Raw genomic sequence first — 26183 nt, forward strand, 5'->3', positions numbered from 1 at the left:
TGACAAAGGCCGTGACCTGCGGAAACGAGGAGTTCACCGAGGGTGTCATGGCGCAGAATGGGTGCCATGGCGGGCAAGGGCGAATGGGCACGGCACTGGCGGTACGAGCGACTGCCGGGCCTCGATCTGCTGCGCGCCAACTACCTCCGGCACACGTTCCCCCGCCACAGCCACGACGGCTACGTGATCGGCGCGGTCACCCGGGGCGTCGAGGCCGTCGGCATGCCCGGCGGGACGCTGCAGGCGGGCCCGGGCAGCGTCGTCATGATCAATCCGGAGGTGGCGCACACCGCGAAGGCGGGCGGCCCGGACGGCTGGGCGTACTCCACGCTCTACCCGGCCGCCGACGTCGTCGCGGAGATCGCCGCCGAGATCACCACGGTCCGCGGCACCGCGGGTTTCGCCGAGCCCATCGTCATGGACCCGCAGACCTCACGGCTGATCACCGAGGTGCACCGGGCCGCCGAACAGGGCAACGCGCTGGCCGCCGACAGCCTGCTGCGGGTCGCGCTCGCCCGGCTGCTGCACGATCACGGCACCGCGCTCGGGGTGCGGCCCGGACGGTCCGCCGGGGCCGGGGCGGCGTCACGCGCGCGTGAGCTGCTGGAGGCGCGGATGACCGACCCGCCGTCCCTGGAAGCGCTCGCCGCCGAGCTGGGATCCAGCCCGTTCGCGCTCCTGCGGGCGTTCCGCGACGCCTACGGGATGCCGCCGCACACCTGGCTCACCAATGCCCGGGTGCGCGCGGCCCGGCGCCTCCTGGAGTCGGGCACGGCGCCCGCGGACGCCGCCGTGGCCGTCGGCTTCACCGACCAGCCGCACCTGAACCGGCACTTCACCCGGATCGTCGGGGTGCCTCCCGGGGCCTACCAGCGGGAGCGCAAGAACGTACAAGACCGCGACGCGCACCTCCTCGTACCGTCGGGGACGTGGCAGAACAGACAACACCCACCGACATACGAACAGCCGACGGGGCCCCCGCCGAGCACGCTGCCGAGCGCACCGCGGGAGCCGGCAGGTCCGAAGCCGCCGTCGTCCGTGACGCGCTCGGGGTCGGCATCGCCGTGGGCCTCTCCGGATTCGCCTTCGGAGTGACCTCGGCGGGCAGCGGCCTCAGCGTGTGGCAGACCTGCGTGCTCAGCCTCCTCGTCTTCACCGGGGCCTCGCAGTTCGCCCTCGTGGGGGCGCTGGCGGCCGGCGGCAACCCGTTCACCGCCGCCGCGGGCGCGTTCTTCCTCGGCGTGCGCAACGCGTTCTACGGGCTCCGCCTGTCGCAGCTGCTCGCCCTCCCGCGCGCGGTGCGGCCGTTCGCCGCGCACTGGGTCATCGACGAGACGTCGGCCGTCTCGCTGGCGCAGTCCACCCGGCGCAGCGCGCGGATCGGCTTCACCGTGACCGGGCTGACCCTGTACGTCCTGTGGAACCTGACCACGCTCCTCGGCGCCCTGGGGGCCGAGGCTATCGGCGACACCGACGCGTGGGGGATCGACGCGGCGGGACCCGCCGTCTTCCTGGCGCTGCTCGCGCCCATGCTGAGGACGACCACGGAGCGCGCGGTGGCGGGCCTCGCCGTCGTGCTCGGGCTCGGCCTGCTGCCGGTGCTGCCCGCCGGGGTTCCCGTCCTCGTGGCCGCGCTCGCCGCCCCGGCCGTGCTCTACGTAGAAGGGCGTCGCCGCGCCACCACCGACACACCGCAAGGACAGGACCGTTGAACATCTGGATCGCCATCGGCGTCACCGCGGTCGGCTGCTACGCCGTCAAGCTCATCGGTCTCCTCGTGCCCGCGGGAGCCCTGGAACGGCCTGTCGTGAAGCGACTCGCGGCGCTGCTGCCGGTCGCCCTGCTGGCCGCGCTCACGGCCCAGCAGACGTTCGCCGAGGGGCAGACGCTGCTCCTCGACGCCAAGGCCGCAGGGCTCGGCGCGGCCGCCGTCGCGCTGGTGCTGCGCGCGCCCTTCCTGGTGGTGGTCGCGGCGGCGGTGGTCGTCACGGCAGGGGTGCGGGCGCTCACCGGGTGACCTCCGCCGGTGGGCCGGCTCGATAATGTGACGCGTCACAACGAAGCGCCCCGCGCTCCGCCCCGAGGGAGGGACCGTGCCCCTGTCGCCCGAGGCGCGCTCGCTCGCCGCGCGCTGCGAACCCCGCGTCAACGAGCTGGCCCGCCGCATGGCCCGGGAGGCCTTCGAGGAGCTGCCGGGCTACCCGGAGCTGCCCGACGACGTGAAGGACCTGGAGATCGCGGCGACCGCCCGGCACGGCGTACGGCTGTTCCTGCGGCACGTCGGCGAGCGGGACGCGGACCGGCCCGGCAGCCACCGCCTGTTCCGCGAGAGGGCCGCACAGCGGGCCGAGGAGGGCATGCCGCTGCACCTCCTGCTGCGCACCCACGCGCTCGGCACCTACGTCCTGTGGCAGGCGCTGCGCGACGTGGCCCGCCCCGGCGAGGAGGCCGCCCTCGTCGAACTGGTCGACGTCCTGCTGCGCAGTCACCCCGCCATCGTCGGCGCCGTCGCCGAGACCTACCTGGACGAGCGGTCCGCCCTGGAGGCCGAACAGCGCGCACAGCAGCGCTCGTTGGTGCGCGGCCTGCTCGACGGGATGGTCCCGCCGGGGCACGTGCTGCTCGACCAGCTGCGCCTGGAGGGCCCGGCCCTCGTGCTCGCGCTCGGCGTCGACGTCCCGCCCGCCGAGGGGCCGGTCGCGGTGCGGCGCCGGCTGCGCCGCGTGCAGACCGTCCTCGACCACGCCTTCGACGTGGACGTCCTGGCCCTCCTGGAGGGCGACGGGGGCCGCGTCGTCGTGCCCGCGGACTGCGCCCCGCCCGACGAGCTGCCCCGGCGCCTGAGCAGGGCGAGCGGTCTGCGGGTGCGGGTGGCGGCGGTGCGGGCGGACGGGCCCGCGCACATCACCGACGCGGCCCGCACCGCCACCGAGATCCTGCGCATCGCGCGCGCGTGCGGGATGCCTCCCGGACTGCACCGCCTCGACGACGTCCTGCTGGAGTACCACCTCTCCCGCCGCAACGAGAGCAGCCACCGCATCGCCGCCCTGCTCGACCCGGTCGCCGAGCGGCCCGAGCTCCTGGAGACGCTGCGCACCCACCTGGCGCACCAGCAGGACCGCAGGGCCACCGCCGGTGCGCTCGGACTGCACCCGAACACCGTCGACAACCGGCTCGCGAAGATCGCCGAGACGAGCGGCATCGACCTGTCGTCGCCGCGCGGCACGGCCCTCGCGCTCGCCGCCCTGCTGCTGCGGGACGCCGAGGCGTGAGCCGGAGCCGCCGGACCGGAACCCTTCCTCCGCGGACGGATCGGGTTCCGGCTCCCACGCGGACGGGATCGGGTACCGCTCCTACAGGGACCGTCCGTAGGCGCGCAGGGTGCGCAACGCCTGGATCGTCACCATGGGGCGCGCCTCCAGGGCGATGCCCGGACTCCACTGCCGCCAGTTGACCGGCCAGCCGCCGTCGTCCTGCTGCTCGCTCTCCAGGTGGTCGAGCGCGCGGCTCATCTCCTCGTCCGTGAACCAGGAGCGCGCCAGCGATTCGGGCGTCCGCGCGTAGTCGTACGGGTAGTGGCGCTCGCCCGGGGCGTAGCCCGGCGCGACCGGATAGTCGTCCTTGCGTGCCGGATCCAGCACCGCGAGGCGCTGCTCGCGCACCAGGCGGCCGAGCCGGTCGGCGGCCACCCGCGCGCGTGCGCGGTCGGGAACGCCGTCGAGGAAGGCGACCGCCGCCTCCACCTCGTAGGGGTGCGACGTCTTCAGGGACTCGACGGCGGCCCAGCAGAAGTCGGTGGCCCGGAACAGCCAGGCGTGCCACACCTCGTTGCGGTGCAGCAGGCCGACGACGGGTCCGGTCGCGAGCAGCTCGCTCGGCGGGTCGTCCACCACGGGGACGAACGGGGCGTGCGGATAGTCCCGTTGGCTGGGATGCACCGCCGGAAGGGCCCCTTCCGGGGTGGAGACGGCGGTGAGGTAGCGGCACACGCGCTCCACCCGCCGGCCCGAGCAGCGCCCGATCGAGTCCAGGACGCGCAGCGCGTGACCGGTGTGCAGGGGCTGGCTGACGGGGCCGCGCAGATCGGGCTCCAGGGCGTGCCCGTAGCCGTCGTCCTCGTTGAGGTAGGCGGCCAGGGCGGTCTCGACGGCGTCCGCCGCCGCGGGCGAGCCCTCCAGGAAGTGATAGGCGAACCGGCGCTGTTCCAGAACGCGCGCGGTCAGCCAGACGAACGGTTCGGCACGGGAGAGCGGGGAGCGTGCCGAGGGCGATGAGGGGAGTGGGGAAGCTCCGGTTTCGGCCATGCACCGACCGTAGGGCGGAAAGCGTTCTCGGCAAGCCTCCCGGGCACGGCTGCACTCTCAGGGGCGGGATACTGGAGTCATGCGGTTGACGGTCTTCTGGCAGCGGATGGCGGATCACTTCGGGTCCGGGTACGCCGACACTTTCGCGCGCGACCACGTGATGGCGGGCCTCGGCGGCCGTACGGTCCACGAGGCGCTCGACTCCGGCTGGGAGGCGAAGGACGTCTGGCAGGTGGTGTGCAGCACGATGGACGTGCCCGCCGAGAAGCGCTGATCACATCGTGATCCGGGGGCGGCCACCGATTGTCGGCGGCGTGGGCGAGACTGGCACCGTGGCAGCGACAGACGAGACCCTCCAGGTGGCGGCCGACGCCGCACCGCCCGGCACGACGCCGCCCGAGCGCCCGCCGGGCCCGGCGCCGGCCCCGCACGCGCGGATGCCGCGCTGGCTGCCGCGCGCCATGGTGCTCGCCCTCGCCCTCATCGCCTGCTTCCAGCTGGGTAGTTGGGCCTTCCACCAGGTCACCGGGCTGCTGATCAACGTACTGATCGCGTTCTTCCTGGCGCTCGCCGTGGAGCCCGCGGTGAGCTGGATGGCGGCGCGCGGTCTGCGCCGCGGCCTGGCCACGGCCATCACCTTCCTCGGCGTCATGATCGCCGGCGCGGGCTTCGTCGTGCTGCTCGGCTCGATGCTCGCGGGCCAGATCGTGGACATGGTCGAGGACTTCCCGAAATACCTCGACCAGGTCATCAGCTGGGTCAACCAGACGTTCCACACGGACCTCAACAGGGTCGAGGTCCAGGACAGCCTGCTGCACTCGGACTGGCTCCAGAAGTACGTGCAGAACAGCGCGACCGGTGTGCTGGACGTGTCCGCGCAGGTGCTCGGCGGCCTCTTCCAGCTGCTGACGATCCTGCTGTTCTCGTTCTACTTCGCCGCCGACGGGCCGCGGCTGCGCCGCGCCCTGTGCTCGGTCCTGCCGCCGGCCAAGCAGGCGGAGGTGCTGCGGGCCTGGGAGATCGCCGTCGACAAGACCGGCGGCTATCTGTACTCGCGCGGTCTGATGGCGCTGATCTCCGGGATCGCGCACTACATCCTGCTCGCGGCCCTGGACGTGCCGTACGCGCCCGTCCTGGGCATGTGGGTGGGCCTCGTCTCGCAGTTCATCCCGACCATCGGTACGTATCTGGCGGGCGCCCTGCCGATGCTGATCGCCTTCACCGTGGACCCCTGGTACGCGCTGTGGGTGCTCGTCTTCGTGGTCGTCTACCAGCAGTTCGAGAACTACGTGCTGCAGCCGAAGCTGACCGCCAAGACGGTGGACATCCACCCGGCCGTCGCCTTCGGGTCCGTCATCGCGGGCACCGCGCTGCTCGGCGCGGTCGGCGCGCTGATCGCGATCCCGGCCGTCGCGACGCTGCAGGCGTTCCTGGGCGCCTACGTGAAGCGCTACGACGTCACGGACGACCCGCGGGTGCACGGCCACCGCCGGCGGGGCGGAGCGTCCCTCGTCGCGCGGGCGCGGCGCGCCCTGCGGGGGCCGAACGAGCCGCACGCCGAGGCCGAGGACCGGTAGCTGCGCGACCACGGCCCGGGCGCCGGCGGCGAGTACCGCTGCCGCGTAGCAGCCGACCGCCGCGTACATGACGCGGTTCCTGGTGCGGTCGCTCCAGCCCGTGCGGGACAGCAGCAGGGCCAGGGCCGCCAGCACGAGCACGGCGTGCAGGCTGACGCCGTGCAGCGGCTTGAGGGCGGCCGTCGAGTGGTAGGCCGCCTCCTGGTGCCCCGTCCTCGTGAGCGTTCCACGGGCCGCCGTCGACCGTGAGGACGACGAGGTGGGCGAGGCCGGACGCGACCAGGACGGCGCCGGTCGTGTAGCAGAGGCGCTCGGCGGTGGCGGGCCGCCTGCCACCGGGGCGTTCCCGTACCCCGGGGAGCCGGCTCGGGAGGGCGGGGGAGCGCCGGCCGGGGTGCTTGGGGTTTCGGGCGGGGTGCGTGGGGCTTCATGGGACCAGGTTCGTCGCGCAGGCCCTGCGGGTCGTCGTCCGGCCGGAAGCACTCGGCGTACGCCGTGGGGAGCAGAGGGTGCGGGACCCGGCGGAGCCGGCGGAGGGGACGGCTCCGGGTGGCGGCGGGTGCCCGCGTGGTGCGCTTGACACCAAAATCGAACATCCATTCTTATGGAGTGTCCGGGGACTCTCTTCCCAGGAATCCCAAGGGTTTCGAGAAGAGTGGCCCGGCGAAGAGCCTCGAGTTATCCACAGGCGGACGGGCGTCGAGGCCGATTGTCAGTGGCAGGCGTTAGCGTCTTTGACGTGAAGCGATCGACTCAAGCAAACCGGGTGGAACCCATGGCAGGAACCGACCGCGAGAAGGCGCTCGACGCCGCGCTCGCACAGATTGAACGGCAATTCGGCAAGGGCGCAGTGATGCGCATGGGCGAGCGGCCGAACGAGCCCATCGAGGTCATCCCCACCGGGTCGACCGCGCTCGACGTCGCGCTCGGCGTCGGCGGCATCCCGCGCGGCCGTGTGGTGGAGGTGTACGGCCCGGAGTCCTCCGGTAAGACGACCCTGACCCTGCACGCCGTGGCCAATGCCCAGCGGGCGGGCGGCGCGGTGGCCTTCGTGGACGCGGAGCACGCCCTCGACCCCGAGTACGCGAAGAAGCTCGGCGTCGACATCGACAACCTCATCCTGTCCCAGCCGGACAACGGCGAGCAGGCCCTCGAGATCGTCGACATGCTGGTCCGCTCCGGCGCCCTCGACCTCATCGTCATCGACTCCGTCGCCGCCCTGGTGCCGCGCGCGGAGATCGAGGGCGAGATGGGTGACTCGCACGTGGGTCTCCAGGCCCGCCTGATGAGCCAGGCGCTCCGGAAGATCACCAGCGCGCTCAACCAGTCCAAGACCACCGCGATCTTCATCAACCAGCTCCGCGAGAAGATCGGTGTGATGTTCGGCTCGCCGGAGACCACGACCGGTGGCCGGGCGCTGAAGTTCTACGCCTCGGTGCGCATGGACATCCGCCGCATCGAGACCCTCAAGGACGGCACGGACGCGGTGGGCAACCGCACCCGCGTCAAGGTCGTCAAGAACAAGGTCGCGCCGCCCTTCAAGCAGGCCGAGTTCGACATCCTCTACGGACAGGGCATCTCCCGCGAGGGCGGTCTGATCGACATGGGCGTGGAGCACGGCTTCGTCCGCAAGGCCGGCGCCTGGTACACGTACGAGGGCGACCAGCTCGGCCAGGGCAAGGAGAACGCGCGCAACTTCCTCAAGGACAACCCCGACCTGGCCAACGAGATCGAGAAGAAGATCAAGGAAAAGCTGGGCGTCGGTGTGAAGAAGACCGAGGAGCCGGCCGCCGAGCCGAGCGCGGACGCGGCGGCTGCCCCGGCCGAGGACGCGGCCAAGACGGTGCCCGCGCCCAAGGCCACCAAGTCCAAGGCCGCGGCGGCCAAGAGCTAGTCCGTGACACGACGAACCGACTGGGCCGAGTACGACGCCCGCCCCCCTGTCACCGCGAGCCCGGGGCGCGGTGACGACGGGGCGTACGACGACGCCGTGTACGGGGAGGCCGGGGACGACGTCGAAGCGGGGGACGGCGCGGCGGACGGACCGCGCCGGGGCAGACGTGCGCGGGGCGGCACCGGGCCGCGCGGGCGTCGACGGCGCGGCGGATTCGGTGATCCGTCCGGCGGCGCCGCAGAGGACGACGGCCCCCCTCCTTCGTCGAGGGCCGAGCGGGGGGAGTCGTCAGGGGACCCGGCGGAGCGGGCGCGGAACATCTGTCTGCGTCTGCTCACCGGGACCCCGCGCACCCGCAAGCAGCTCGCCGACGCCCTGCGCAAGCGGGAGATCCCGGACGAGGTGGCGGAGGAGGTGCTGTCCCGGTTCGAAGAGGTCGGGCTGATCAACGACAGCGCCTTCGCCGACGCCTGGGTGGAGTCGCGGCACCACGGCCGGGGCCTGGCCCGTCGGGCGCTCGCCCGCGAGCTGCGCACCAAGGGCGTGGACAGCACGGTGATCGACGAAGCGGTCGGGCAGCTCGACGCCGAGCGCGAGGAGGAGACCGCGCGGGAACTCGTCGCGCGCAAGCTCCGCTCCACGCGCGGCCTCGACCGGGACAAGCGGCTGCGACGCCTCGCGGGCATGCTCGCCCGCAAGGGCTACCCGGAAGGCATGGCGCTGCGCGTGGTGCGCCAGGCGTTGGAGGAAGAGGGGGAGGAGACCGAGGACCTGGAGTTCGGGGACTGAGCGTTGCGCCGGCCGTGCCGCGCGGCGTCGCCCTGACGGGCGGTGCGGCTCACGACGGTGGGGTTTACCCCCGGGTCAAGACGCCGGATCGCCGCAATGCCACGGAGGGGGCATGAGGGCGATCGTGAGCGCATGACTTCGACGATGCGCACGGCTCACCCGGGCGGGACCTCATGATGCTGCGGTACGCCCTGCAGACCGTCCGGGACCGCAAGGGCGGTTTCCTGGGCGCCTTCCTCGCCCTCATGTGCGCGGCCGCACTCATCACGGCCTGCGGCACGCTCCTGGAGACCGGGCTGCGTGGCAAGGTCCGCACCGAGCGCTATGCGGCGGCCCCGCTGCTCGTCTCCGCGGACCAGGACGTCCACCAGACCATCGTCAAGCACAAGAAGGGCAAGACGAAGGTCAAGCACAAGGCCAAGCCGCTCGCCGAGCGGGCCTGGCTGACGCAGGACGCCGTACGGACCGTCCGGGCCGTACCCGGTGTGCGGCGGGCTCTGCCCGAACTCACCTTTCCCGCACAGCCGTTGGCCCCCGGGGTGGCGGACGCCGAGCGGCCCGCCCTCGGGCACGCCTGGGCGTCCGCGGAGCTGACGCCCTATCGACTGGCCGCCGGTACCGCGCCCCGCTCCGCCCATGACGTCGTGGTGGACCGGGACCTCGCGGCGCGGGCCCGTCTCGCGCCCGGCGACCGGCTCACCGTGCAGTCCACGCAGGACCCGCGCACCTACCGGGTCTCGGGCGTCGCCGCACCGGGCGCGGGTGCGAGCGTCACCCACCAGACGTCGTTGTTCTTCTCCGCCGCTGAGGCGGAGCGGCTCGCCGCCCGGCCCGGGCAGGTCACGGCCATCGGTGTCGTGCCCGAACGGGGCCAGGACACCGGCGCGTTGAAGCAGGCGCTCGTGAAGGCGCTCGACGGGACGAAGGCCCGTGTGACCGTGGGGGACGCGCGGGGCCCGGTCGAGTTCCTGGACGCCTCCGCCGCCCGCGTGAAGCTCGTCAGCATGGGCGGCGCCATGGGCGGCACGTCCCTGCTCGTCGCGGTCCTCGTGGTCGTCGGCACCTTCGCCCTGTCGGTGCAGCAGCGGCACCGCGAACTGGCGCTGCTGCGCGCCATCGCCGCCACCCCGCGCCAGATCCGGGGGCTGCTCGGCCGTGAGGCGCTGCTCGTCGGTGCCGTGGCCGGGGCCGCGGGCGCACTGGCCGGGCTGCCGCTCGGTGGCGTGCTGTACCGGCGGTTCGTCGAACTCGGCGCCGTGCCGCCCACCTTGGAGCGGACCGTGAGCTTCTTCCCGATGGCCGCCGCCCTCGCCGCGACCCTGCTGGGCGCCTGGGCCGCCGCCCGCCTGGCCGCCCGCCGCATCGCCCGGATCCGGCCCGCCGAGGCCCTCTCCGAGGCGAGCGCGGAGGCACCCCGCCCCGCCGTGGCACGGATCGTCGCCGGGCTCGTCGCCCTCGCGGGCGGCACCGTGCTCGTCGTGGTCCTCGGCGGGCTGCGCACCGAGGCGGCGTCGACCCCCGTGACCTTCCTGGCCGTTGTCGTCCTCGCCGTCGCCGTCTCCCTGCTCGGACCGCTGCTCGTCCGGGCGACCATGGGCGTCATCGGCCGGCCGATGCGGCTGGCCGGTCCCGGGGCCCGGCTCGCCGTCGCCAACCTCCGGGGCAACGCCGCGCGGATGGCCGCCGCCGTCACCCCGCTCACCCTCCTCGTCGGCATGACCTGCACCGTCCTGTTCGTCCAGCCCACCCTCGGCGACGCCGCCCGCGCCCAGGTGCGCGACGGGGTCCGTGCCGACTGGGTGCTCGCGGCGCAGGGTCCTGGCGTACCCGAAGGAGCCGTGCGCACGCTGCGTACGGACCGGGGCACCACCGCCACGGAGATCGTCCGCTCCACCGTCCGCGTCGGCCTCGACAAGTACCCGGCGCAGGGCGTCACGACGGCCGGACTCACCCGCACCTGGGACCCGGACGTCACCCGGGGCTCACTCGACGGTTTCGGGGCGCGCTCGGTCGCCGTCAGTGAACTCGCCGCCGATCAGCTGCACTTGAGGCCCGGCAGCCCCTTGAAGGTGACGCTCGGCGACGGCACGCCCGTCACGCTCACGGTCGCCGCCGTCTACGCCCGAGGGCTCGGCTTCGGCGATCTGACCGTCGCCCACACCCTGCTGTCCCGCCACGTCGACAATCCGCTCGCCTCCTCCGTGCTCGTCTCCACCAGCCGTACACACGGACAACTCGCGGCGACCCTGCGTGAGTTCCCGGGCGTGCGGGTCCTCTCGCCGAGCGCGGCCGACGGGCTCCAGGAGGCGCGCCAGCAGGCCAACGCCGAGGTCAACCTCCTGGCCATGGCACTCGTCCTCGCCTTCACCGCCATCGCCGTCGTCAACACCCTGGCGATGTCGGTGTCCGAGCGGATGCGCGAGTTCGCGCTGCTCCGCCTCGCCGGGGCGACCCGGCGGCAGGTCCTGCGGATGCTGCGGGTGGAGGCCCTGACCGTCGTCCTCATGGGGGTGGGCCTCGGCAGCGGCATCGCGCTGGCCGTGCTCACCGCCTTCAGCCTCGGGATGACGGGCACGGCGGCCCCGGCGGTCCTGCCGCTGGTCTACGTCGCCGTGGTCGCGGTGGCCGGACTGCTCGCCCTCACCGCGACGTCGCTGCCCGGACGGTTCGCCCTGAGGACGCGCCCGGTCACCCTCGCGACAGGCAAGGAGTGACGGGCGAGGAGTGACGGGCGAGGAGTGACGAGCAAGGAGTAACGAGCAAGGAGTAACGGCCACTTCGCAATGAAGGAGTAGGGGTTACTTCGCAATGGTGGGCGCCCCTTACGCAAGGGGCGCCCACCGTCATGCCTCGCCGCCGGCCCTCACTCCTCGGCCACCGGCAGACCCGCGGCCCGCCACGCCTGGAACCCGCCCACCAGGTCCGTCGCCCGGTGCAGCCCCAGCTGCCGCAGGGACGCGGCCGCGAGGCTCGACGCGTAGCCCTCGTTGCAGACGACCACGACGTGGAGGTCGTGGTCCGTGGCCTCCGGGGCGCGGTGGCTGCCCTGCGGGTCGAGGCGCCACTCCAGTTCGTTGCGCTCGACCACCAGGGCGCCGGGGATCAGCCCGTCGCGCTCGCGCAGTGCGGCGTACCGGATGTCGACCAGGAGGGCCCGGCCGGCGGTGGCCGCGGCGAAGGCGTCGCGGGGCTCCACACGGTCGAGCCCGGCGCGTACCCGCTCCAGCAACTCGTCGATCCCGACGCGATCGTGGGTGCTCACTGCCAGTCCTCCGGGCGCTCCACCGACTCGAGACGCAGCACCTGGCCCGTACGGCTGTAGCGGCGGATCTGCGGCAGTGGTGGGTAGTAGGCGTGCACCGAGACGGCGTGCTCGGTGGTGGACTCGTTCAGGACCTCGTGGACGTGGTGGCGGCCGAAGGCGCGGCCCTTGCCCGCCGTCAACTGCCGCTCCCTGTCGACTCCTTCGGAGAGCTCCAGGGTCTGCCAGCCGTCGGTGGGGAGCCGGGCGGCGAGCGAGTTCTCGGTGAGCTCGCCGGACGCGGTGAGGAACGCGCCGACGGACTCGGCGTGGTCGTGCCAGCCGGTGCCGGTGCCCGGCGGCCAGCCGATCAGCCAGGCCTCGCTGCCGCCCGGCCCTTCGAGCCGGACCCAGGTGCGGCCCTCGGGGTCGAGCGGGAGGGAGTCGATGAGGTCGCGGTCCGCGGCCGTGCGGCGGACGAAGTCGAGGAGGTCGGCCTGGGTGGGCGCGGTCTGTTCGCCGGTCGCGGTGGCCGTGGAAGTACGGGAAGACGTGGGCAGTGACACGGGTGCCGTCCTGGAGTTCGCGAAGGACGCGCGCCACGGGTGCCGGGTGCAGGGGTGCCGGAGGCACCGCACCGGAGGGCGGGCGCGCGGAAGGAGGAAGGATGCGAATTCAGCAGGACGGGCGACACACGCAGCCCGCATAGCGGACGAGGTCCATATGGACCCTCCGCCACAGGCGCACATTGGTGTCGATCGTCGTCACGCTCCGGAGTACACCATGGCGGTGGGTGCCGGTCAACCGGCGACCGGCGCACCCACCGCCCCGCTCATCAGGCGCCGGCCGCGCTCTCCACCGGCTCTCCGTCCGGTGCCGGCCCGCCGAGGGCCGTGCGCGCCGCCTCGTACAGCTCGGCGGGGCGGACCCCGCTCAGTGCGGTCACCAGGTGGCCGTCGGGCCGGATCAGCAGCACGGTGTGCGCGGCGGCCTCCGGGTAGCTCTCCGCGACGAGCAGCTCGGCCTCGTGGGGCAGCGCGGTGACCGCCGCCGCGAGCCGGGGCATCAGGCCCGCCGACACCCAGTGCTTGCGCTCCCACACGCCGGTGCCGGGCGCGACGAGGACGACGAGCAGTTGCCCGAGGCCGAGCCGGTCGCGGAGGCGGGCGAACGAGCCGTCGGGCGCCGTCACCCGCACGTCGGCGATCGGTGCGCCGATCGCCGTGCCGACCTCCACCTGCGACTCGGTGCGTTCGGGCGCGAGCGGGGAATCGGCGTACGCCCCCGGCGCACCGAGCGGACCGTGCCCCAGGTGACCGTCCGTGAGCAACGTGTCATGGCCGCGCGCCGACCCGGGCACGTAGGACCGCAGCCCTCCGCCGCCGCGCAGTATCGGCAGCGCCTGGTCGGCGGCGCGCAGCCGGCCCGCGACGACGGCGCGGCGCTCGGCCTGATAGCTGTCGAGCAGCGTGCCGGGCACCGGGCGCGGGCCTTCGTGCCAGGCCAGGGCCAGCTTCCAGGCGAGGTTGTCCGCGTCGCGCAGCCCCTCGTCCAGGCCCTGGGTGCCGAGTGCGCCCAGCAGGTGCGCGGCGTCCCCCGCGAGGAAGGCCCGGCCCACGCGCCAGCGGCGGGCGAGCCGGTGGTGGACGGTGTGCACGCCCGTGTCGAGCAGCTCGTACGGCGGGGTGGAGCCTCCGCACCAGCCCGCGAGGGTCTCCCGGATGCGCGTCACCAGGACGTCCGGGGTCACCAGGTCGCTGCGGGGCGGCAGCAGCCAGTCCAGGCGCCAGACGCCGTCGGCGAGGGGGCGGCCGACGACCTCCGAGCCCGAGGGACCCGAGGTCCGCCACGGAGGGCTCCGATGGAGCAACGCCTCACCGGGCCACGGAAGTTCCGTGCGCAGCGCGGCCACCGCGTGTCGTTCGACGGCGGTGCGGCCGGGGAAGCGGATGTCGAGGAGCTTGCGGACCGTGGAGCGGGGGCCGTCGCAGCCGACCAGATAACTGCCCCGCCACCAGGTGCCCTTGGGGCCGCGGGTGTGCGCGGTCAGACCGGTCCGCTCCTCCTCGATGGAGTCCAGGCGGCTGTCGACGGCGACCTTGATCAGGCGTTCCTGCGCGACGGCCGCGCGCAGCGCGCCGGTCAGATCGTGCTGGGCGACGTGCAGCGGGGCGGGCATCGGGTCGCCCGGCTCCCCGAAGGTCAGGGCGCGCATCTCCTGTTTGCGGCGCAGCGAGCGCCAGCCGGTCCAGCGGGCGCCGAGGCCGTCGAAGGCCGGGCCGGCGAGCCGTTCGACGAGTGCCGCGGTGTCCTCCCGCAGGACGACGGTGCGGGCGGGCCGCTGCTCGTCCTTGCCCGGGCCCTCGTCGAGCACCACGGACGGTACGCCCTGACGCGCGAGGGCGAGGGACAGCGTGAGCCCCACGGGGCCCGCGCCGACGACGATCACCGGATCCACGGCGCAGCTCCTCCTGCCCCGAGAAGCGGCCCGTGAGACGGTGCGGGCGGCGTACTGGACGTGCAAGGACGGGCAGTTGGAGCGGGGTGCGCGTTCACAGAGCGTATGCAACCCATTGCCGGTGCTTGCGTCAAGTGACGGAGGCAGTGGCGATCATGCCACTGCCTCCGTGGTACCTCGACCGGTCGAGTGACCCGTCCGACGATCTGTCAGAACTCGGCGCCTGCCGACTGGCTGCCGGCGACGGCTGCCGCGGGCAGCACCGCGCCCGTCGACTTCTTCGCCCGCCGCAGCCGCTTCTCGAGCCACGAGGCGAACGTGGTGAGCGCGAAGTTGATCGCCACGAAGATGCACGCCACGATCGTGAAGCACGCGATGGTGTTCGCTCCGTAGGCGGCGCTCAGCGGGCGGACGGACGCGAGCAGTTCGGAGAACGTGAGCATGGCGCCGCCCAGCGCGGTGTCCTTCACGATGACGACCAGCTGGCTGACGATGGCCGGCAGCATCGCGGTCACCGATTGCGGGAGCAGGATCGAGCGCATCGTCTGGCCCTTGCGCAGACCGATGGCGTAGGCCGCCTCGGACTGGCCCCTGGGCAGGGCCAGGATGCCGGCGCGGACGACCTCGGCGAGCACCGAGGCGTTGTAGAGCACCAGGCCGGTGACGACGGCGTAGAGCGGACGGTCTTCCGTGGACACGTTGGTGAACTTGGCGTACGCCTCGTTCGCGAACAGCATCAGCAGGAGGACCGGGATGGCGCGGAAGAACTCGATGACCACGCTGGACGGGAGACGCACCGACAGGTGGTCGGAGAGGCGCGCGATCCCGAAGAACGCACCGAGCGGCAGCGCGATCACCATGGCGAACGCGGCGGCCTTGAGGGTGTTCTCGAGACCCGGCCAGATGTACGTCGACCAGGCGCGGCTGTCGGTGAAGAACGGCTTCCACTTCACCCAGTCGAGCTGGTTCTTGTCGTCGAGCGCCTTGAACACCCACCAGGCGACGGCGGCGAAGACGACCACGAAGAGCAGCGTGTAGAGGAGGTTGCGCCGCTTGGCCCGGGGGCCGGGCGTGTCGAAGAGGACCGAGGTCATCGCTTCACCGCCAGCTTCTTGCCGACCCAATTGAGGATCAGACCGGTCGGAAGGGTCAGGACGATGAAGCCGAAGGCGAAGACGGCCGAGATGAGGAGGAGCTGGGCCTCGTTCTCGATCATGCCCTTCATGAGGTACGCGGCCTCAGCCACACCGATCGCCGAGGCGACCGTGGTGTTCTTGGTGAGGGCGATCAGCACGTTCGTCAGGGGGCCCACGACGGAGCGGAAGGCCTGCGGGAGGATCACCAGGCGCAGGGTCTGGCTGAAGCTCAGACCGATCGCACGGGCGGCCTCGGCCTGGCCGAGCGGCACCGTGTTGATGCCGGAGCGCAGTGCCTCGCAGACGAACGCCGACGTGTAGGCGGTCAGCCCGAGCACCGCCAGGCGGAAGTTGATCGCGCTGAAGTCCGTGGCGCCGAGCGTGATGTTCATCGTCTGGTTCAGACCCAGCGAGGTGAACACGATGATGATGGTCAGCGGAATGTTCCGCACGATGTTGACGTACGCGGTGCCGAAGCCGCGCATCACGGGGACCGGGCCGACTCGCATGCCGGCCAGCAGGGTTCCCCATATGAGGGAGCCGACGGCTGAGAGAGCGGTGAGTTTCACCGTCACCCAGAACGCTCCCAGCAGGTCGTAACCTTCAAGAAAGTCGAACACGATCTCCCGCGCTTCCGCGTGTGTGGAGGGCTGCCAGATGTGAGGAGGGCGCGGCGGTCCACCCTTTCGGACGGACGGCCGCGCCCTGCGTCACCGCGTCACTTGACGATGTTGCCGATCTTCGGCGCGGGCTCGTTCTTGTAGTTCGCCGGGCCGAAGTTGGCCTTCACGGCCTTGTCCCAGGAACCGTCCGAGACCATCTTCTCCAGGGCCGTGTTGATCTTGGCCTTGAGGTCGCTGCCCTTCTTGACGCCGATGCCGTAGTTCTCGTTGGTCATCTTGAAGCCGCCGAGCTTGAACTTGCCCTTGAACTCGGCCTGCGAGGCGTAACCGGCGAGGATCGAGTCATCGGTGGTGAGGGCGTCGATCGCCTTGTTCTCGACACCCGTCAGGCACTCCGAGTAGCCGCCGTACTCCTGGAGCTGGGCCTTGGGGGCCAGCTCGTCCTTGACGTTCTGCGCCGACGTGGAGCCCGTGACCGAACAGAGCTTCTTGTTGTTCAGGTCCTTCGGGTCCTTGATCGTGTTGTCGTTCGCACGGATCAGGACGTCCTGGTGGGCCAGGAGGTACGGGCCGGCGAAGTCGACCTTGGCGGCGCGCTCGTCGTTGATCGAGTACGAGGCGGCGATGAAGTCCACGTCGCCGCGCTGCAGCATCGTCTCGCGGTCGGCGCTCTTGGCTTCCTTCCACTCGATGTTGCCCGCGCTGTAACCGAGCTGCTTGGCGACGTACGTGGCGACGTCGACGTCGAAGCCGGTGTACTTGCCGTCCGGCGTCTTCTGGCCGATGCCCGGCTGGTCGAACTTGATACCGATGGTGATCTTCTTGCCGCCCGACGAACCCTTGTCGCCGTCGCTGTCGTCGCCACCGCAAGCAGTGGCGGTGACGGCGAGGGCGAGGGCGACGGAGGCCGCCGCGGTGACCTTGCGGAGCTTCATGGTGAACATCCTTCGTGTCGGCAGATTCAGCAGGAGGGAGAGGTCAACACACGCGCGCGGGGGGCCGGTCGGCGCCACGGGCGCGGCGTGTGTCTAGTGGTGCAGGATCTTCGACAGGAAGTCCTTGGCCCGATCGCTGCGCGGGTTGCTGAAGAACTGGTCGGGGACGGCCTCCTCGACGATGCGGCCGTCCGCCATGAAGACGACGCGGTTGGCCGCGGAGCGGGCGAAGCCCATCTCGTGCGTGACCACCACCATCGTCATGCCGTCCCGGGCGAGCTGCTGCATCACCTCGAGGACCTCGTTGATCATCTCCGGGTCGAGCGCGGAGGTCGGCTCGTCGAAGAGCATCACCTTCGGGTCCATCGCCAGCGCCCGCGCGATGGCGACGCGCTGCTGCTGACCGCCGGAGAGCTGGGCGGGGTACTTGTCCGCCTGCGTGCCGACGCCGACCCGGTCGAGGAGGGCTCGCGCCTTCTCCTCGGCGGCCTTCTTGTCCGTCTTGCGGACCTTGACCTGGCCCAGCATCACGTTCTCGAGCACCGTCTTGTGCGCGAAGAGGTTGAAGGACTGGAAGACCATGCCCACGTCCGCGCGCAGCCGGGCCAGCTCCTTGCCCTCCTGGGGCAGCGGCTTGCCGTCGATCGTGATCGCGCCGGAATCCACCGCCTCCAGGCGGTTGATCGTGCGGCACAGCGTCGACTTGCCGGAGCCCGACGGGCCGATGACGACGACGACCTCGCCCCGGGCGATGGTCAGGTCGATGTCCTGGAGCACGTGCAGGGCGCCGAAGTGCTTGTTCACTTGGCTCAGTGCGACCAGTGCGTCGCCCGCAGGGGGAGTGGCGTCCTTGGTCACCGAAACTTCGGTCATCGGGGTCTTGCTCCATCCTCCTCGGTTGGGAGGACAGTAGTAACCCGGTACGACCAGCGTCATTACATCTGAGGGGAAATTGAGCATAACGATCCGGCCGCAACCGGACACTACGCGTGAAGGGGGCGTGGGTGGTACGTACCGGCTGCATAACGGAACCCGGACGTAACCAGAAGCCTCTTGACGTCGTCCTTATGTATCGGCGTGGATGCCTTGGTGAACTTCAGGGACCGGACCGGGTGAGGGGGCCGAAATGAGACTGCTGCTCGTCGAGGACGACGATCATGTGGCCGCCGCGCTGTCGGCCGTCCTGGCCCGGCACGGCTTCACGGTGCGGCACGCGCGCAGTGGCGAGGAGGCGCTCCAGGCGCTCGTCCCGGAGGCGGACGCCTTCGGGGTCGTGCTGCTCGACCTGGGGCTGCCCGACCAGGACGGCTACGAGGTGTGCGGGAAGATCCGCAAGCGGACGTCGACGCCGGTGATCATGGTGACCGCGCGCGCGGACGTACGGTCCCGCATCCACGGGCTCAACCTCGGCGCGGACGACTACGTGGTGAAGCCGTACGACACCGGCGAGCTGCTGGCCCGCATCCACGCCGTCAGCCGGCGCACCGCCCAGGAGGAGCCCGCCCCCACGAGCGAGCACGAGGTGCAGCTCGGCGGCGTGGTGATCGACCTGCCCACCCGGCAGGTCACGGTGGACGGCGCGGCCGTCCAGCTCACCCGCAAGGAGTTCGACCTGCTGGCCCTGCTCGCGCAGCGGCCGGGGGTCGTCTTCCGGCGTGAGCAGATCATCAGCGAGGTGTGGCGCACCAGTTGGGAGGGGACGGGGCGCACCCTGGAGGTGCACGTCGCGTCCCTGCGGTCCAAGCTGCGGATGCCCGCCCTCATCGAGACCGTGCGCGGCGTCGGGTACCGGCTCGTCGCTCCGGCCGCGTAGCGGAAGCCGTAGGGTCGCCGCGTGCGCGCACGCCTGCTTCCGCTCCTCATCGTCCTCATGGCCGGCGTGCTGCTCGCGCTCGGCTTCCCGCTGGCGGTCAGCGTCGCGTCCGCGCAGCAGCAGAAGGTCGTCGTGGACCGGATCGACGACACCGCCCGGTTCGCCTCCCTCGCCCAGTTCGTGACCACGCGGGCGAGCGAGGACGGGGTGGACGTGACGGACGAGCGGCAGCAGACCCTGCAGAAGGAACTCGCCCGCTACCACGACGTGTACGGCATAAAGGCGGGCGTCTTCTACCGGAACCTCGACCCCATGGGGCGGGCGCCGGGCGACTTCCGGGTGCCGGGCGACGGGCAGCTGCGGTCGGCGTTCGACGAGGCGATGTACTCGCGCGGCAGCCACGACCCGCCGCAGGTGTGGCCGTGGCAGCAGGGCCGTCTCGTGGTCGCCTCGCCGGTGGTCAGGGACGGGGACGTGGTCGCCGTCGTCGTCACCGAGTCGCCGACCGGCACGATGCGCGCCAAGACGCTGCGCGGCTGGCTGATCATCGCGGCGGGCGAGGCGGCGGCGATGCTGCTGGCGGTGGGCGCCGCGCTGCGCCTGACGGGGTGGGTGCTGCGCCCCGTGCGGGTGCTCGACGCGACGACGCACGACATCGCCACGGGGCGGCTCAAGTCGCGCGTCGCGGCGGCCGGCGGCCCGCCGGAACTGCGCCGCCTGGCCCGGTCGTTCAACGAGATGGCCGACAACGTCGAGGACGTCCTGGAGCAGCAGCGCGCCTTCGTCGCCGACGCCTCGCACCAGCTGCGCAATCCGCTGGCCGCCCTGCTGCTGCGCATCGAGGTCCTGTCGTACGAACTGCCGGAGGGGAACGAGGAGATCGCGTCCGTACGGGCCGAGGGCAAGCGCCTGGCCCGGGTCCTGGACGATCTGCTCGACCTGGCGCTTGCCGAGCACACGGCGGCTGACCTGCGGCTGACCGACATCGGTGAGCTGGCCGCCGAGCGGGTCGAGGCGTGGCGGCTGACCGCCGACGAGAAGGGCGTACGGCTGGTCGCCGACTGCCCCGCGGTGACCGGCTGGGCCGACCCGGTCGCGCTGTCCAGCGCCCTGGACGCGGTGGTGGACAACGCGCTGAAGTTCACGCCCCCGGGGCAGGAGGTCCGCGTCACCGTCCGGGCGAACGGCGGGAGCACGTCCGTCGAGGTCGCCGACGGCGGCCCCGGCCTGCGCGCGGAGGAGCTGGCCCGGATCGGCGACCGGTTCTGGCGCAGTGGCCGGCACCAGAACGTCAAGGGCTCAGGACTCGGCCTGTCCATCTCGCGCGCGCTGCTCACGGCGGGCGGCGGCTCCATCGCGTACGCGCACCACGAGCCGCACGGCCTGAAGGTGACGGTCCGGGTGCCGCGCACGGCCCCGGCGCCGACGACGGTTCAGGGTTTGACCGAGCGGTAGTAGCGGCGCGCGCCCTCGTGCAGCGCGAGCGGGTCCGTGTAGACGGCGGTCCTCAGGTCGACGAGCTGGGCCGCGTGCACCTCGGTGCCGATGTGGTCGCGGCTGTCGATGACCGTACGGGTCACGGCCTCGGTCAGCGCGGGATCCGTGCGGTCGGTCGTCACCAGCAGGTTCGCCACGGCCAGCGTGCTGACGGCCTTGCCGCGCTGCGCGGCCGGATAGGCGTCGGCGGGCATCACCGCAGCACGGTAGTAGCGCGAGGATTCGCCCAGTTTGTGCAGTTTCTCCACGAGCCTGCCGAGCTCGACGAGCCGGACAGGGAACTCCTTCGACAGCTCGCGGACGTGGTTGGTGGGCAGTCCGCCCGACCAGAAGAACGCGTCGATCTCGCCGGACTTGAGGGCGCTCGGCATGGTGTCTATGCCGATCCCCACGGGCGTGATGTCCGTGTCGAGGTCGAGCCCGGCCGCCTGCAGCACCCGGTCCGCGATCAGCCGCACCCCGGACGCCCCGCCTCCCACGGCCACCCGCTTGCCCCGCAGGTCGGCGACGTTCTGCACGGGGGAGTCCCGCGGCACGACGAGCTGCATGTAGTCGTCGTAGAGCCGGGCGCAGCCGCGCAGCCGCAGGGCGCCGGGGCGGTCCTGGAACTGGTACTTCGCCACCGCGTCGGCCGCCGCGATGGTGAAGTCCGCCTTGCCGGTGGCCACCCGCTCCACGTTGTCCCAGGAGCCCTCGCTGCCGGTGAGCGAGACGTCGAGGCCGGGCAGGTCGCGGGCCAGCGCCGTCTTGAGGAGGTTCCCGTACTTCTCGTAGACGCCGGTGCGCGCTCCCGTGGAGAAGGTCACCGAGCCGCTGGGCGACCGCTCGCCCAGCGGCAGCAGCCACCACAGCAGCAGCCCGAACACCACGAGGCCGACCGTCGAGCCGGTGAGGGCGCGACGGCGGGTCGGGCGGAACGTCTGGAAGGGGGCCGGTGGCATGTCGCGATCCTGCCAGCTGGGACCGGCCACTGACCAGGCCCGAAGGCGTCCGTGGGCGGTCACGCCCGGTGACGGCCGCGCCCCCTGCGGCCGGGGCCTCAGCGGCTCACGAGATCCCGTGCGGCCGTCTCCCACCGCTCGTGCGCGAAGGAGAAACCGGCGTCCAGGAGCCGGCCGGGGACCACCCGGCGGCTCTTGAGGAGCAGCTCCGTGTCCGAACGCAGCGCGAAGGCGCCGAGCTCCGCCATCGCGCGCGTGGCCGGCAGGCCGACGGGGACGCGCCGGGCCCGGCGCAGGACGCGCATGAAGTCGCGCTGGGGGAGCGGCTGCGGGGCCGCGAGGTTCACCGGTCCCGTCAGGTCCTCGCGGGCGGTGAGGAACTCGACCGCGCGCACGAAGTCCCGGTCGTGGATCCACGACATGTACTGGCGGCCGCCCGCGACCGGTCCGCCGAGGCCGAGGCGGACCATCCGGGACAGCACGTCGAAGACCCCGCCCCGGTCCGGGCTCATGACCATGGCCGCGCGCAGGGCGACCTTGCGGGTGTCCGGGGTGTCGGCCTCCTCCTGCGCCCGCTCCCACGCCCTGGCGATCCGCACGCTGTACGCCCAGTAGGCGGGGACGCCGGGTTCGGTGCCGCCGATGACGCCGCTCGCCTCGTCGTGCGCGGTGTCGTGGGAGTGGGCGTAGATCGTGGCGGTGCTCATCTGCAGCCACAGGGCGGGCGGCCGGGCCGCGCCCGCGATCGCCTCGCCGACGGCGCGGGCCGAGTCGACGCGGGAGTCCATCCTCGCCTGGAGGTTGGCGGGGGTGTAGCGGCAACTGACGCTGCGCCCGGCCAGGTTGACGACGACGTCGCAGCCGTCGAGCTCCTTCGCCCACGGCCCCTGGTGCGACCGTCCCACTTCACGTCGCCCGCGCGCGTGGGGCGCCGGCTCAGGACGGTCACCTCGTGCCCCGCCGCCGTCAGCGCGCGGCGCAGCACGCCGCCCACCTGTCCCGTGCCGCCCGGCAGTACGACCTTCATGGCTCCCCCTTCATGGCTCCCCCGACGGTGAGTTGAACACGTTCAAAATACCGTGAGGGGTGCCATGCAGGGCGGGCGGGTCAGTCCTTGCCCATCTGGTCGTCGGCCGACAGGTGCTCCACGGTCCGGCCGGTCTCCGTGAACGTCCGCGTGACGTGACCCGAGCTGTAGACCCACAGGATGCGCAGCGGGCCGTCTCCCACGTTGCGGAAGAGGTGGGGGATCGGCGACGGGACGTACGTGGTGTCGTGGCGGGTCAGCCGCGTCACCTCGCCGTCGACCACGACCTCGGCCTCGCCGTCGAGGACCGTGACGTGCTCGTCGCAGTTGTGCGAGTGCAGCGGGGCGCCGGAACCGACCGGATACACGCTGATGCCGCTGGTGATCCGGTTCTCGCCGCCCGCGGACGAGGTGGTGATCAGCGGGGTCGTCACGACGGCGCCGCCGCGGTCGAGGAGCGCGACCTCCGCCGCCTTGATGATCGTGGTCATCCGGGTCCTTCCCTGGGTCCGGTGGGATGCGGCCCGGAGCTCTCCACGGGTGCCGCGCCGACCGAGATTAAGAGCCTTTCAGCGTCGGCGGATGCCGTCCGGCGTGCAGCTTTACCTTGCATTCCCGGAGGGATCGACGGCGGTGGATGCGGGGGTACGGTCGGCCACCGTCGCACGGCGAAACCGGACCGTGCCCGGATGTAAAGGCGGATCCCGGCCATGAGGCTCCCCGTACTCACCGAAGAGGAAATGACCGAGCGCCAGCGGGAGCTGGCCGCGCGGATCGCCGGCAGGCGGGGTGCGGTGCGCGGCCCGTTCCGGGTCTGGCTGCACAGCCCCGAGATGGCCGAACGGGCCGACTCCCTGGGGGCGTTCGCCCGCTTCGACTGCTCGCTGCCCAAGCGGCTGCGGGAACTGGCGCTGCTCCTTGCGGCGCGGCACTGGGACGCCCAGTACTCCTGGAACGCCCATGTGCACCAGGCGGTCGAGGCCGGCGTCCCGGAGCCGGCCGTCCGCGCGATCGCCGAGCGGCGGTACGCCGACGTCGCCTTCGACGACCCCGCCGACCAGGCCTTCTTCCAGTTCGCGCACGAGGTGCTCGACGACCACTTCGTCTCCGACGCGACCTTCGCCGCCGCCCTCGGCCACTTCGGCCCGCAGGGACTCGTCGACACGATCGGGGCGCTGGGCAACTTCACCATGCTCGGCATGTGCCTCAACACCTTCCAGGTGGACCTCCAGGCCGACAAGGAACCGCCGTTCCCCGACATCCACGGGTACGGCCGGGCGGCCCGGTCGTGACGGGGCCGGTGCTGCGCGTCCGCGGCGTCACCAAGAGCTTCGGCGGCGCCGCCGCCCTCCGGGACGTCGACCTCGACCTGTACCCCGGCGAGGTGCACGCCCTGATGGGCATGAACGGTGCGGGCAAGTCGACGCTCGTCCAGGTCCTCTCCGGCGTCCACCAGGCCGATCGCGGCACGGTCGAGGTCGACGGGCACGCCCACCCCGGCCTCACCGTGCGCCGCGCCCGCCGCCTCGGCATCGCGTTCGTCCCGCAGCGCCGCGAACTGGCGATGGGCCTCACGGTCGCCGAGAACGTCATGCTCGGCGCGCTCCCGGTGAGCCGCGGCGTCGTCGACTGGCGGGCCGTCCACGCCCGGGCCCGCCAGGCGCTCGCCGGCCTCGGCCTCGCCATCGACGTACGCCGCCCCGCGGGCGAACTCACCGTCGCCGAACAGACCATGGTGGAGGTGGCGCGCGAAGTGCGGCGCGGCGGCCGGGTCCTCGTCCTCGACGAGCCGACCGCGTGCCTGAGCGCCGAGGCGGCCGGGCAGATCCGGACGCTGGTGCGCAGGCTGCGCGACGAGGGCGTCGCCGTCGTCTACATCTCGCACTACATCGACGAGGTCATGGGCATCGCCGACCGCGTCACCGTGCTGCGCGACGGCGGCGTCGTCCGCAGCGGGCCGGCCGCCGAGTTCGACGCGGCGTCCCTGGTCCGCGACATGGTGGGCCGCGACGTCGTGTCCACCCGGCCCGAACGCCCGGCGCCCAAGGACGAGTTGGGGATGGCGGTACGGGGCCTCGGGCGCGGCCGGGTGATCCGTGACTTCTCCGTGCAGGTGCGCAAGGGCGAGGTCGTGGCGGTCCTCGGGCCCGCCGGGGACGCCCAGTCGGGACTCTTCGACCTGCTGTCGGGGCGGGCCAGGCCGGACACCGGAGCGTTCGAGATCGACGGCCGGGCCGTGCCGTTCGGGAAGGTGGCCGCCTCGCTGGCGAGCGGACTGCGCTGCGTCACCGGCGACCGGCGCGCCCTCGGCCTGGTCCCCGAACTCACCGTCGACGAGAACCTGATGCTCGCCGGCGACCGCTTCGCCCGCCGCCGCTGGCACCGCGCCGGCGACCTGGCCCGGCGCGCCGAACCGCTGCGCGAGAACTACGGGGTGGTCGCGCTCGCCGGGAACCCGCCGGTCGGCACGCTCTCCGGCGGCAACCAGCAGAAGGTGCTGCTCGCCAAGTGGCTGGAGACCGAACCGGTCGTCGCCTTCCTGGAGGACCCCACGAACGGCGTGGACATCGCCGCGATGGCCGACATCCACGCCCTCGTCGACGCACTCGCCGCGCGCGGCGTCGCCGTACTGCTCGCCTCGTCGTCGGCCGAGGAGGTGCTGCGGCTCGCGGACCGGGTCGTCGTGGTCCGCGCGGGCCGGGTGGTCGCCGAGCGCGACGTGCCGGGCCTGAGCAGGGACGACCTGGTCGCCCTCGCGGTGGGCGGAGCGGCGTCGTGAGGGCGTGGCGCGGAGCGGCGGGGGCGGGCCCGCCGCGCCGCTCCGGGGCCGGGGCGCCGCCCCCGCACCCTCCGCTCGCGTCCCGCGGCGACGCCGCCACCCGAAACTGCCCCGCGCCCCTGACCGGGCGCCCCCTCCCCGGAAGGTCGTCCCAGTGAGTCTCAAGACCCCGTCCGCCGCCCCGGAGCGGGTGGACACACCGTCGGCCGCGGGCGGCGGCGCCCTGCGGCGCGTCCCGCACGGCGGACTCCTTGCCGTGCTCCTCGTGGTGATCGTCTTCACGGCCCTGCGCGCCGACTCGTTCACCACGTCGCAGAACCTCCTCAACGTGCTGCGCCAGATCAGCGTCAACGCCGTCATCGCCGGCGGCCTCACCCTGCTGATGACGGCCGGCGGCATGGACTTCTCCATGGGATCGAACGCCGCCGTGACCACCGCGGTCGCCGCGCAGCTGCTGTCCGGCGGACGGTCCACGGCGCTGACCGTGGTCGTCGCGCTCGTCCTCGCGGCCGTGATCGGCCTGGTCAACGGGCTGGTCGTGACGTACACGAACGTCGCCCCGTTCGTCGCGACGCTCGCCACCGCGATGCTGCTCGACGGCGTCGCCCTGCTCGTCCTGAACGGCATGAGCGTCACCATCGGCGACAAGATGCAGGCCCTCGGCAACTCGACCGTCGCCGGCCTCCCGTGGCTGCTCGTGGTCGCCGTCCTCGTCCTGCTGCTCATCGGGCTCGTCATGCGGTTCACCACGTTCGGCCGGGACGCCTTCGCGATGGGCGGCAACGAGCACGTCGCCCGGCTCAGCGGCATCAACGTGCCCGCGCGCAAGCTCGCCCTCTACGCGCTCGCCGGCGCCCTCGCCGGTCTCGCGGGCCTGATGCTGCTCTCCCGCCTCGGCGCCAGCGCGCCCAACACGGCAGGGCTGCAGACCCAGTTGACCGCCGTCGCCGCCGTGGTCATCGGCGGTACGTCACTGGCGGGCGGCCGCGGCACCGTCGTCGGCACCGCGCTCGGCGTGGTCCTGCTCGGCGTCGTCGCCAACGCCCTCAACCTGCTCCAGGTCAACAGCAACTACCAACTCGTCGTCACCGGCGCCGTGTTGCTCGTCGCCGCGATCATCAACGGCTTCCAGCACCGCAACGACCCCGGCCACCACTGAAAGGTGAGAC

General features: G+C 72.4%; 24 protein-coding genes and 3 pseudogenes. 14 read left to right on the forward strand and 13 right to left on the reverse strand.

Translation table 11 applies throughout. The features are described 5' to 3' along the window. Positions 1-66: 66 nt before the first annotated feature. The 4 genes and pseudogenes from RBJ77_RS13340 to RBJ77_RS13355 all read left to right on the forward strand — a co-directional run. Positions 67-816 (forward strand): annotated as a pseudogene (locus RBJ77_RS13340) (AraC family transcriptional regulator); the annotation flags it as partial. 113 nt (positions 817-929) lie between these two features. After that, positions 930-1712: an AzlC family ABC transporter permease gene (locus RBJ77_RS13345; protein ID WP_372345199.1), complete on the forward strand. Its 783-nt coding sequence runs from the start codon at positions 930-932 to the stop codon at positions 1710-1712. Next, positions 1709-2017 carry an AzlD domain-containing protein gene (locus RBJ77_RS13350; protein ID WP_372345200.1) on the forward strand — a complete coding sequence of 103 codons (309 nt, stop codon included), beginning with the start codon at positions 1709-1711 and terminating at the stop codon, positions 2015-2017. The genes RBJ77_RS13345 and RBJ77_RS13350 overlap by 4 nt, the downstream gene beginning before the upstream one ends. Positions 2018-2093: 76 nt before the next feature. Then, positions 2094-3272, forward strand: a complete 1179-nt coding sequence (locus RBJ77_RS13355; protein WP_372345201.1) for a PucR family transcriptional regulator — start codon at positions 2094-2096, stop codon at positions 3270-3272. Between the two features lie 81 nt (positions 3273-3353). Here the strand turns inward: RBJ77_RS13355 and RBJ77_RS13360 are convergent, their stop codons facing one another. Next, positions 3354-4304: a hypothetical protein gene (locus RBJ77_RS13360; protein WP_372345202.1), complete on the reverse strand. Its 951-nt coding sequence runs from the start codon at positions 4302-4304 to the stop codon at positions 3354-3356. 79 nt (positions 4305-4383) lie between these two features. Between RBJ77_RS13360 and RBJ77_RS13365 the strand changes: the two genes are divergently transcribed. Beyond that, the gene (locus RBJ77_RS13365) at positions 4384-4578 is read left to right on the forward strand and encodes a DUF3046 domain-containing protein (RefSeq protein WP_372345203.1); all 195 of its coding nucleotides are present in this window, start codon (positions 4384-4386) and stop codon (positions 4576-4578) included. A 58-nt stretch (positions 4579-4636) separates the two neighbouring features. Continuing rightward, positions 4637-5881, forward strand: coding sequence for an AI-2E family transporter (locus tag RBJ77_RS13370; RefSeq protein ID WP_372345204.1), 1245 nt, complete (start codon positions 4637-4639; stop codon positions 5879-5881). Between the two features lie 6 nt (positions 5882-5887). Here RBJ77_RS13370 and RBJ77_RS13375 read toward each other — a convergent pair. Further along, positions 5888-6118: pseudogene (locus tag RBJ77_RS13375) on the reverse strand (hypothetical protein); the annotation flags it as partial. A 538-nt stretch (positions 6119-6656) separates the two neighbouring features. Between RBJ77_RS13375 and recA the strand changes: the two are divergent. The 3 genes from recA to RBJ77_RS13390 all read left to right on the forward strand — a co-directional run bounded on the left by recA (position 6657) and on the right by RBJ77_RS13390 (position 11278). Then, the gene (recA, locus tag RBJ77_RS13380) at positions 6657-7775 is read left to right on the forward strand and encodes a recombinase RecA (RefSeq protein WP_255976203.1); all 1119 of its coding nucleotides are present in this window, start codon (positions 6657-6659) and stop codon (positions 7773-7775) included. A 3-nt stretch (positions 7776-7778) separates the two neighbouring features. After that, positions 7779-8564 carry a recombination regulator RecX gene (gene recX, locus RBJ77_RS13385; RefSeq protein ID WP_372345205.1) on the forward strand — a complete coding sequence of 262 codons (786 nt, stop codon included), beginning with the start codon at positions 7779-7781 and terminating at the stop codon, positions 8562-8564. 173 nt (positions 8565-8737) lie between these two features. Further along, positions 8738-11278, forward strand: a complete 2541-nt coding sequence (locus RBJ77_RS13390; protein ID WP_372345206.1) for an FtsX-like permease family protein — start codon at positions 8738-8740, stop codon at positions 11276-11278. A gap of 149 nt (positions 11279-11427) precedes the next feature. On the opposite strand, the gene RBJ77_RS13395 is transcribed toward RBJ77_RS13390, so the two are convergent. From RBJ77_RS13395 to RBJ77_RS13430, 8 genes are all read right to left on the reverse strand, one after another. Next, positions 11428-11826 carry a rhodanese-like domain-containing protein gene (locus RBJ77_RS13395; protein ID WP_372345207.1) on the reverse strand — a complete coding sequence of 133 codons (399 nt, stop codon included), beginning with the start codon at positions 11824-11826 and terminating at the stop codon, positions 11428-11430. Further along, on the reverse strand, positions 11823-12371 hold the full coding sequence (locus RBJ77_RS13400; RefSeq protein ID WP_372345208.1) for a cysteine dioxygenase: 549 nt from the start codon (positions 12369-12371) through the stop codon (positions 11823-11825). Before RBJ77_RS13400 ends, RBJ77_RS13395 begins: the two co-directional genes overlap by 4 nt. A 109-nt stretch (positions 12372-12480) precedes the next feature. After that, positions 12481-12573 carry a putative leader peptide gene (locus RBJ77_RS13405; RefSeq protein WP_361552783.1) on the reverse strand — a complete coding sequence of 31 codons (93 nt, stop codon included), beginning with the start codon at positions 12571-12573 and terminating at the stop codon, positions 12481-12483. A 67-nt stretch (positions 12574-12640) separates the two neighbouring features. Then, positions 12641-14263, reverse strand: a complete 1623-nt coding sequence (locus RBJ77_RS13410) for an FAD-dependent monooxygenase (RefSeq protein ID WP_372345209.1) — start codon at positions 14261-14263, stop codon at positions 12641-12643. A 209-nt stretch (positions 14264-14472) separates the two neighbouring features. Then, on the reverse strand, positions 14473-15357 hold the full coding sequence (locus RBJ77_RS13415) for an amino acid ABC transporter permease (protein ID WP_372345210.1): 885 nt from the start codon (positions 15355-15357) through the stop codon (positions 14473-14475). Next, positions 15354-16019, reverse strand: coding sequence for an amino acid ABC transporter permease (locus RBJ77_RS13420; RefSeq protein WP_372345211.1), 666 nt, complete (start codon positions 16017-16019; stop codon positions 15354-15356). The genes RBJ77_RS13415 and RBJ77_RS13420 overlap by 4 nt, the downstream gene beginning before the upstream one ends. Positions 16020-16117: 98 nt before the next feature. After that, positions 16118-16957 (reverse strand): glutamate ABC transporter substrate-binding protein, encoded by an 840-nt coding sequence (locus RBJ77_RS13425; RefSeq protein WP_372345212.1) that lies wholly within the window; start codon positions 16955-16957, stop codon positions 16118-16120. A gap of 93 nt (positions 16958-17050) precedes the next feature. Beyond that, positions 17051-17830 (reverse strand): amino acid ABC transporter ATP-binding protein, encoded by a 780-nt coding sequence (locus RBJ77_RS13430; protein ID WP_372345213.1) that lies wholly within the window; start codon positions 17828-17830, stop codon positions 17051-17053. A gap of 253 nt (positions 17831-18083) precedes the next feature. Between RBJ77_RS13430 and RBJ77_RS13435 the strand changes: the two genes are divergently transcribed. Then, positions 18084-18770: a response regulator transcription factor gene (locus RBJ77_RS13435; protein WP_255976185.1), complete on the forward strand. Its 687-nt coding sequence runs from the start codon at positions 18084-18086 to the stop codon at positions 18768-18770. Positions 18771-18791: 21 nt separating this feature from the next. After that, positions 18792-20225, forward strand: a complete 1434-nt coding sequence (locus RBJ77_RS13440; protein ID WP_372345214.1) for a sensor histidine kinase — start codon at positions 18792-18794, stop codon at positions 20223-20225. Here the strand turns inward: RBJ77_RS13440 and RBJ77_RS13445 are convergent. The 3 genes and pseudogenes from RBJ77_RS13445 to RBJ77_RS13455 all read right to left on the reverse strand — a co-directional run bounded on the left by RBJ77_RS13445 (position 20204) and on the right by RBJ77_RS13455 (position 22726). After that, entirely contained in the window at positions 20204-21208 is a 1005-nt protein-coding gene (locus tag RBJ77_RS13445; protein WP_372345215.1) for a TAXI family TRAP transporter solute-binding subunit, read from the reverse strand. The two genes, RBJ77_RS13440 and RBJ77_RS13445, sit on opposite strands and share 22 nt — an antisense overlap. Before the next feature lie 98 nt (positions 21209-21306). Next, positions 21307-22235 (reverse strand): annotated as a pseudogene (locus RBJ77_RS13450) (TIGR01777 family oxidoreductase). Positions 22236-22315: 80 nt separating this feature from the next. Further along, positions 22316-22726, reverse strand: a complete 411-nt coding sequence (locus RBJ77_RS13455; protein WP_372345216.1) for a cupin domain-containing protein — start codon at positions 22724-22726, stop codon at positions 22316-22318. Positions 22727-22945: 219 nt separating this feature from the next. On the opposite strand from RBJ77_RS13455, the gene RBJ77_RS13460 reads away from it, so the two are divergent. From RBJ77_RS13460 to RBJ77_RS13470, 3 genes are all read left to right on the forward strand, one after another. After that, positions 22946-23527 (forward strand): carboxymuconolactone decarboxylase family protein, encoded by a 582-nt coding sequence (locus tag RBJ77_RS13460; protein ID WP_372345217.1) that lies wholly within the window; start codon positions 22946-22948, stop codon positions 23525-23527. Then, positions 23524-25014 carry a sugar ABC transporter ATP-binding protein gene (locus RBJ77_RS13465; protein ID WP_372345218.1) on the forward strand — a complete coding sequence of 497 codons (1491 nt, stop codon included), beginning with the start codon at positions 23524-23526 and terminating at the stop codon, positions 25012-25014. The genes RBJ77_RS13460 and RBJ77_RS13465 overlap by 4 nt, the downstream gene beginning before the upstream one ends. Positions 25015-25168: 154 nt before the next feature. Then, on the forward strand, positions 25169-26173 hold the full coding sequence (locus tag RBJ77_RS13470; RefSeq protein ID WP_372345219.1) for an ABC transporter permease: 1005 nt from the start codon (positions 25169-25171) through the stop codon (positions 26171-26173). Positions 26174-26183: the final 10 nt, after the last annotated feature.

Source organism: Streptomyces sp. KL116D (genome assembly GCF_030766975.1).
Lineage (GTDB): Bacteria > Actinomycetota > Actinomycetes > Streptomycetales > Streptomycetaceae > Streptomyces > Streptomyces longispororuber_A.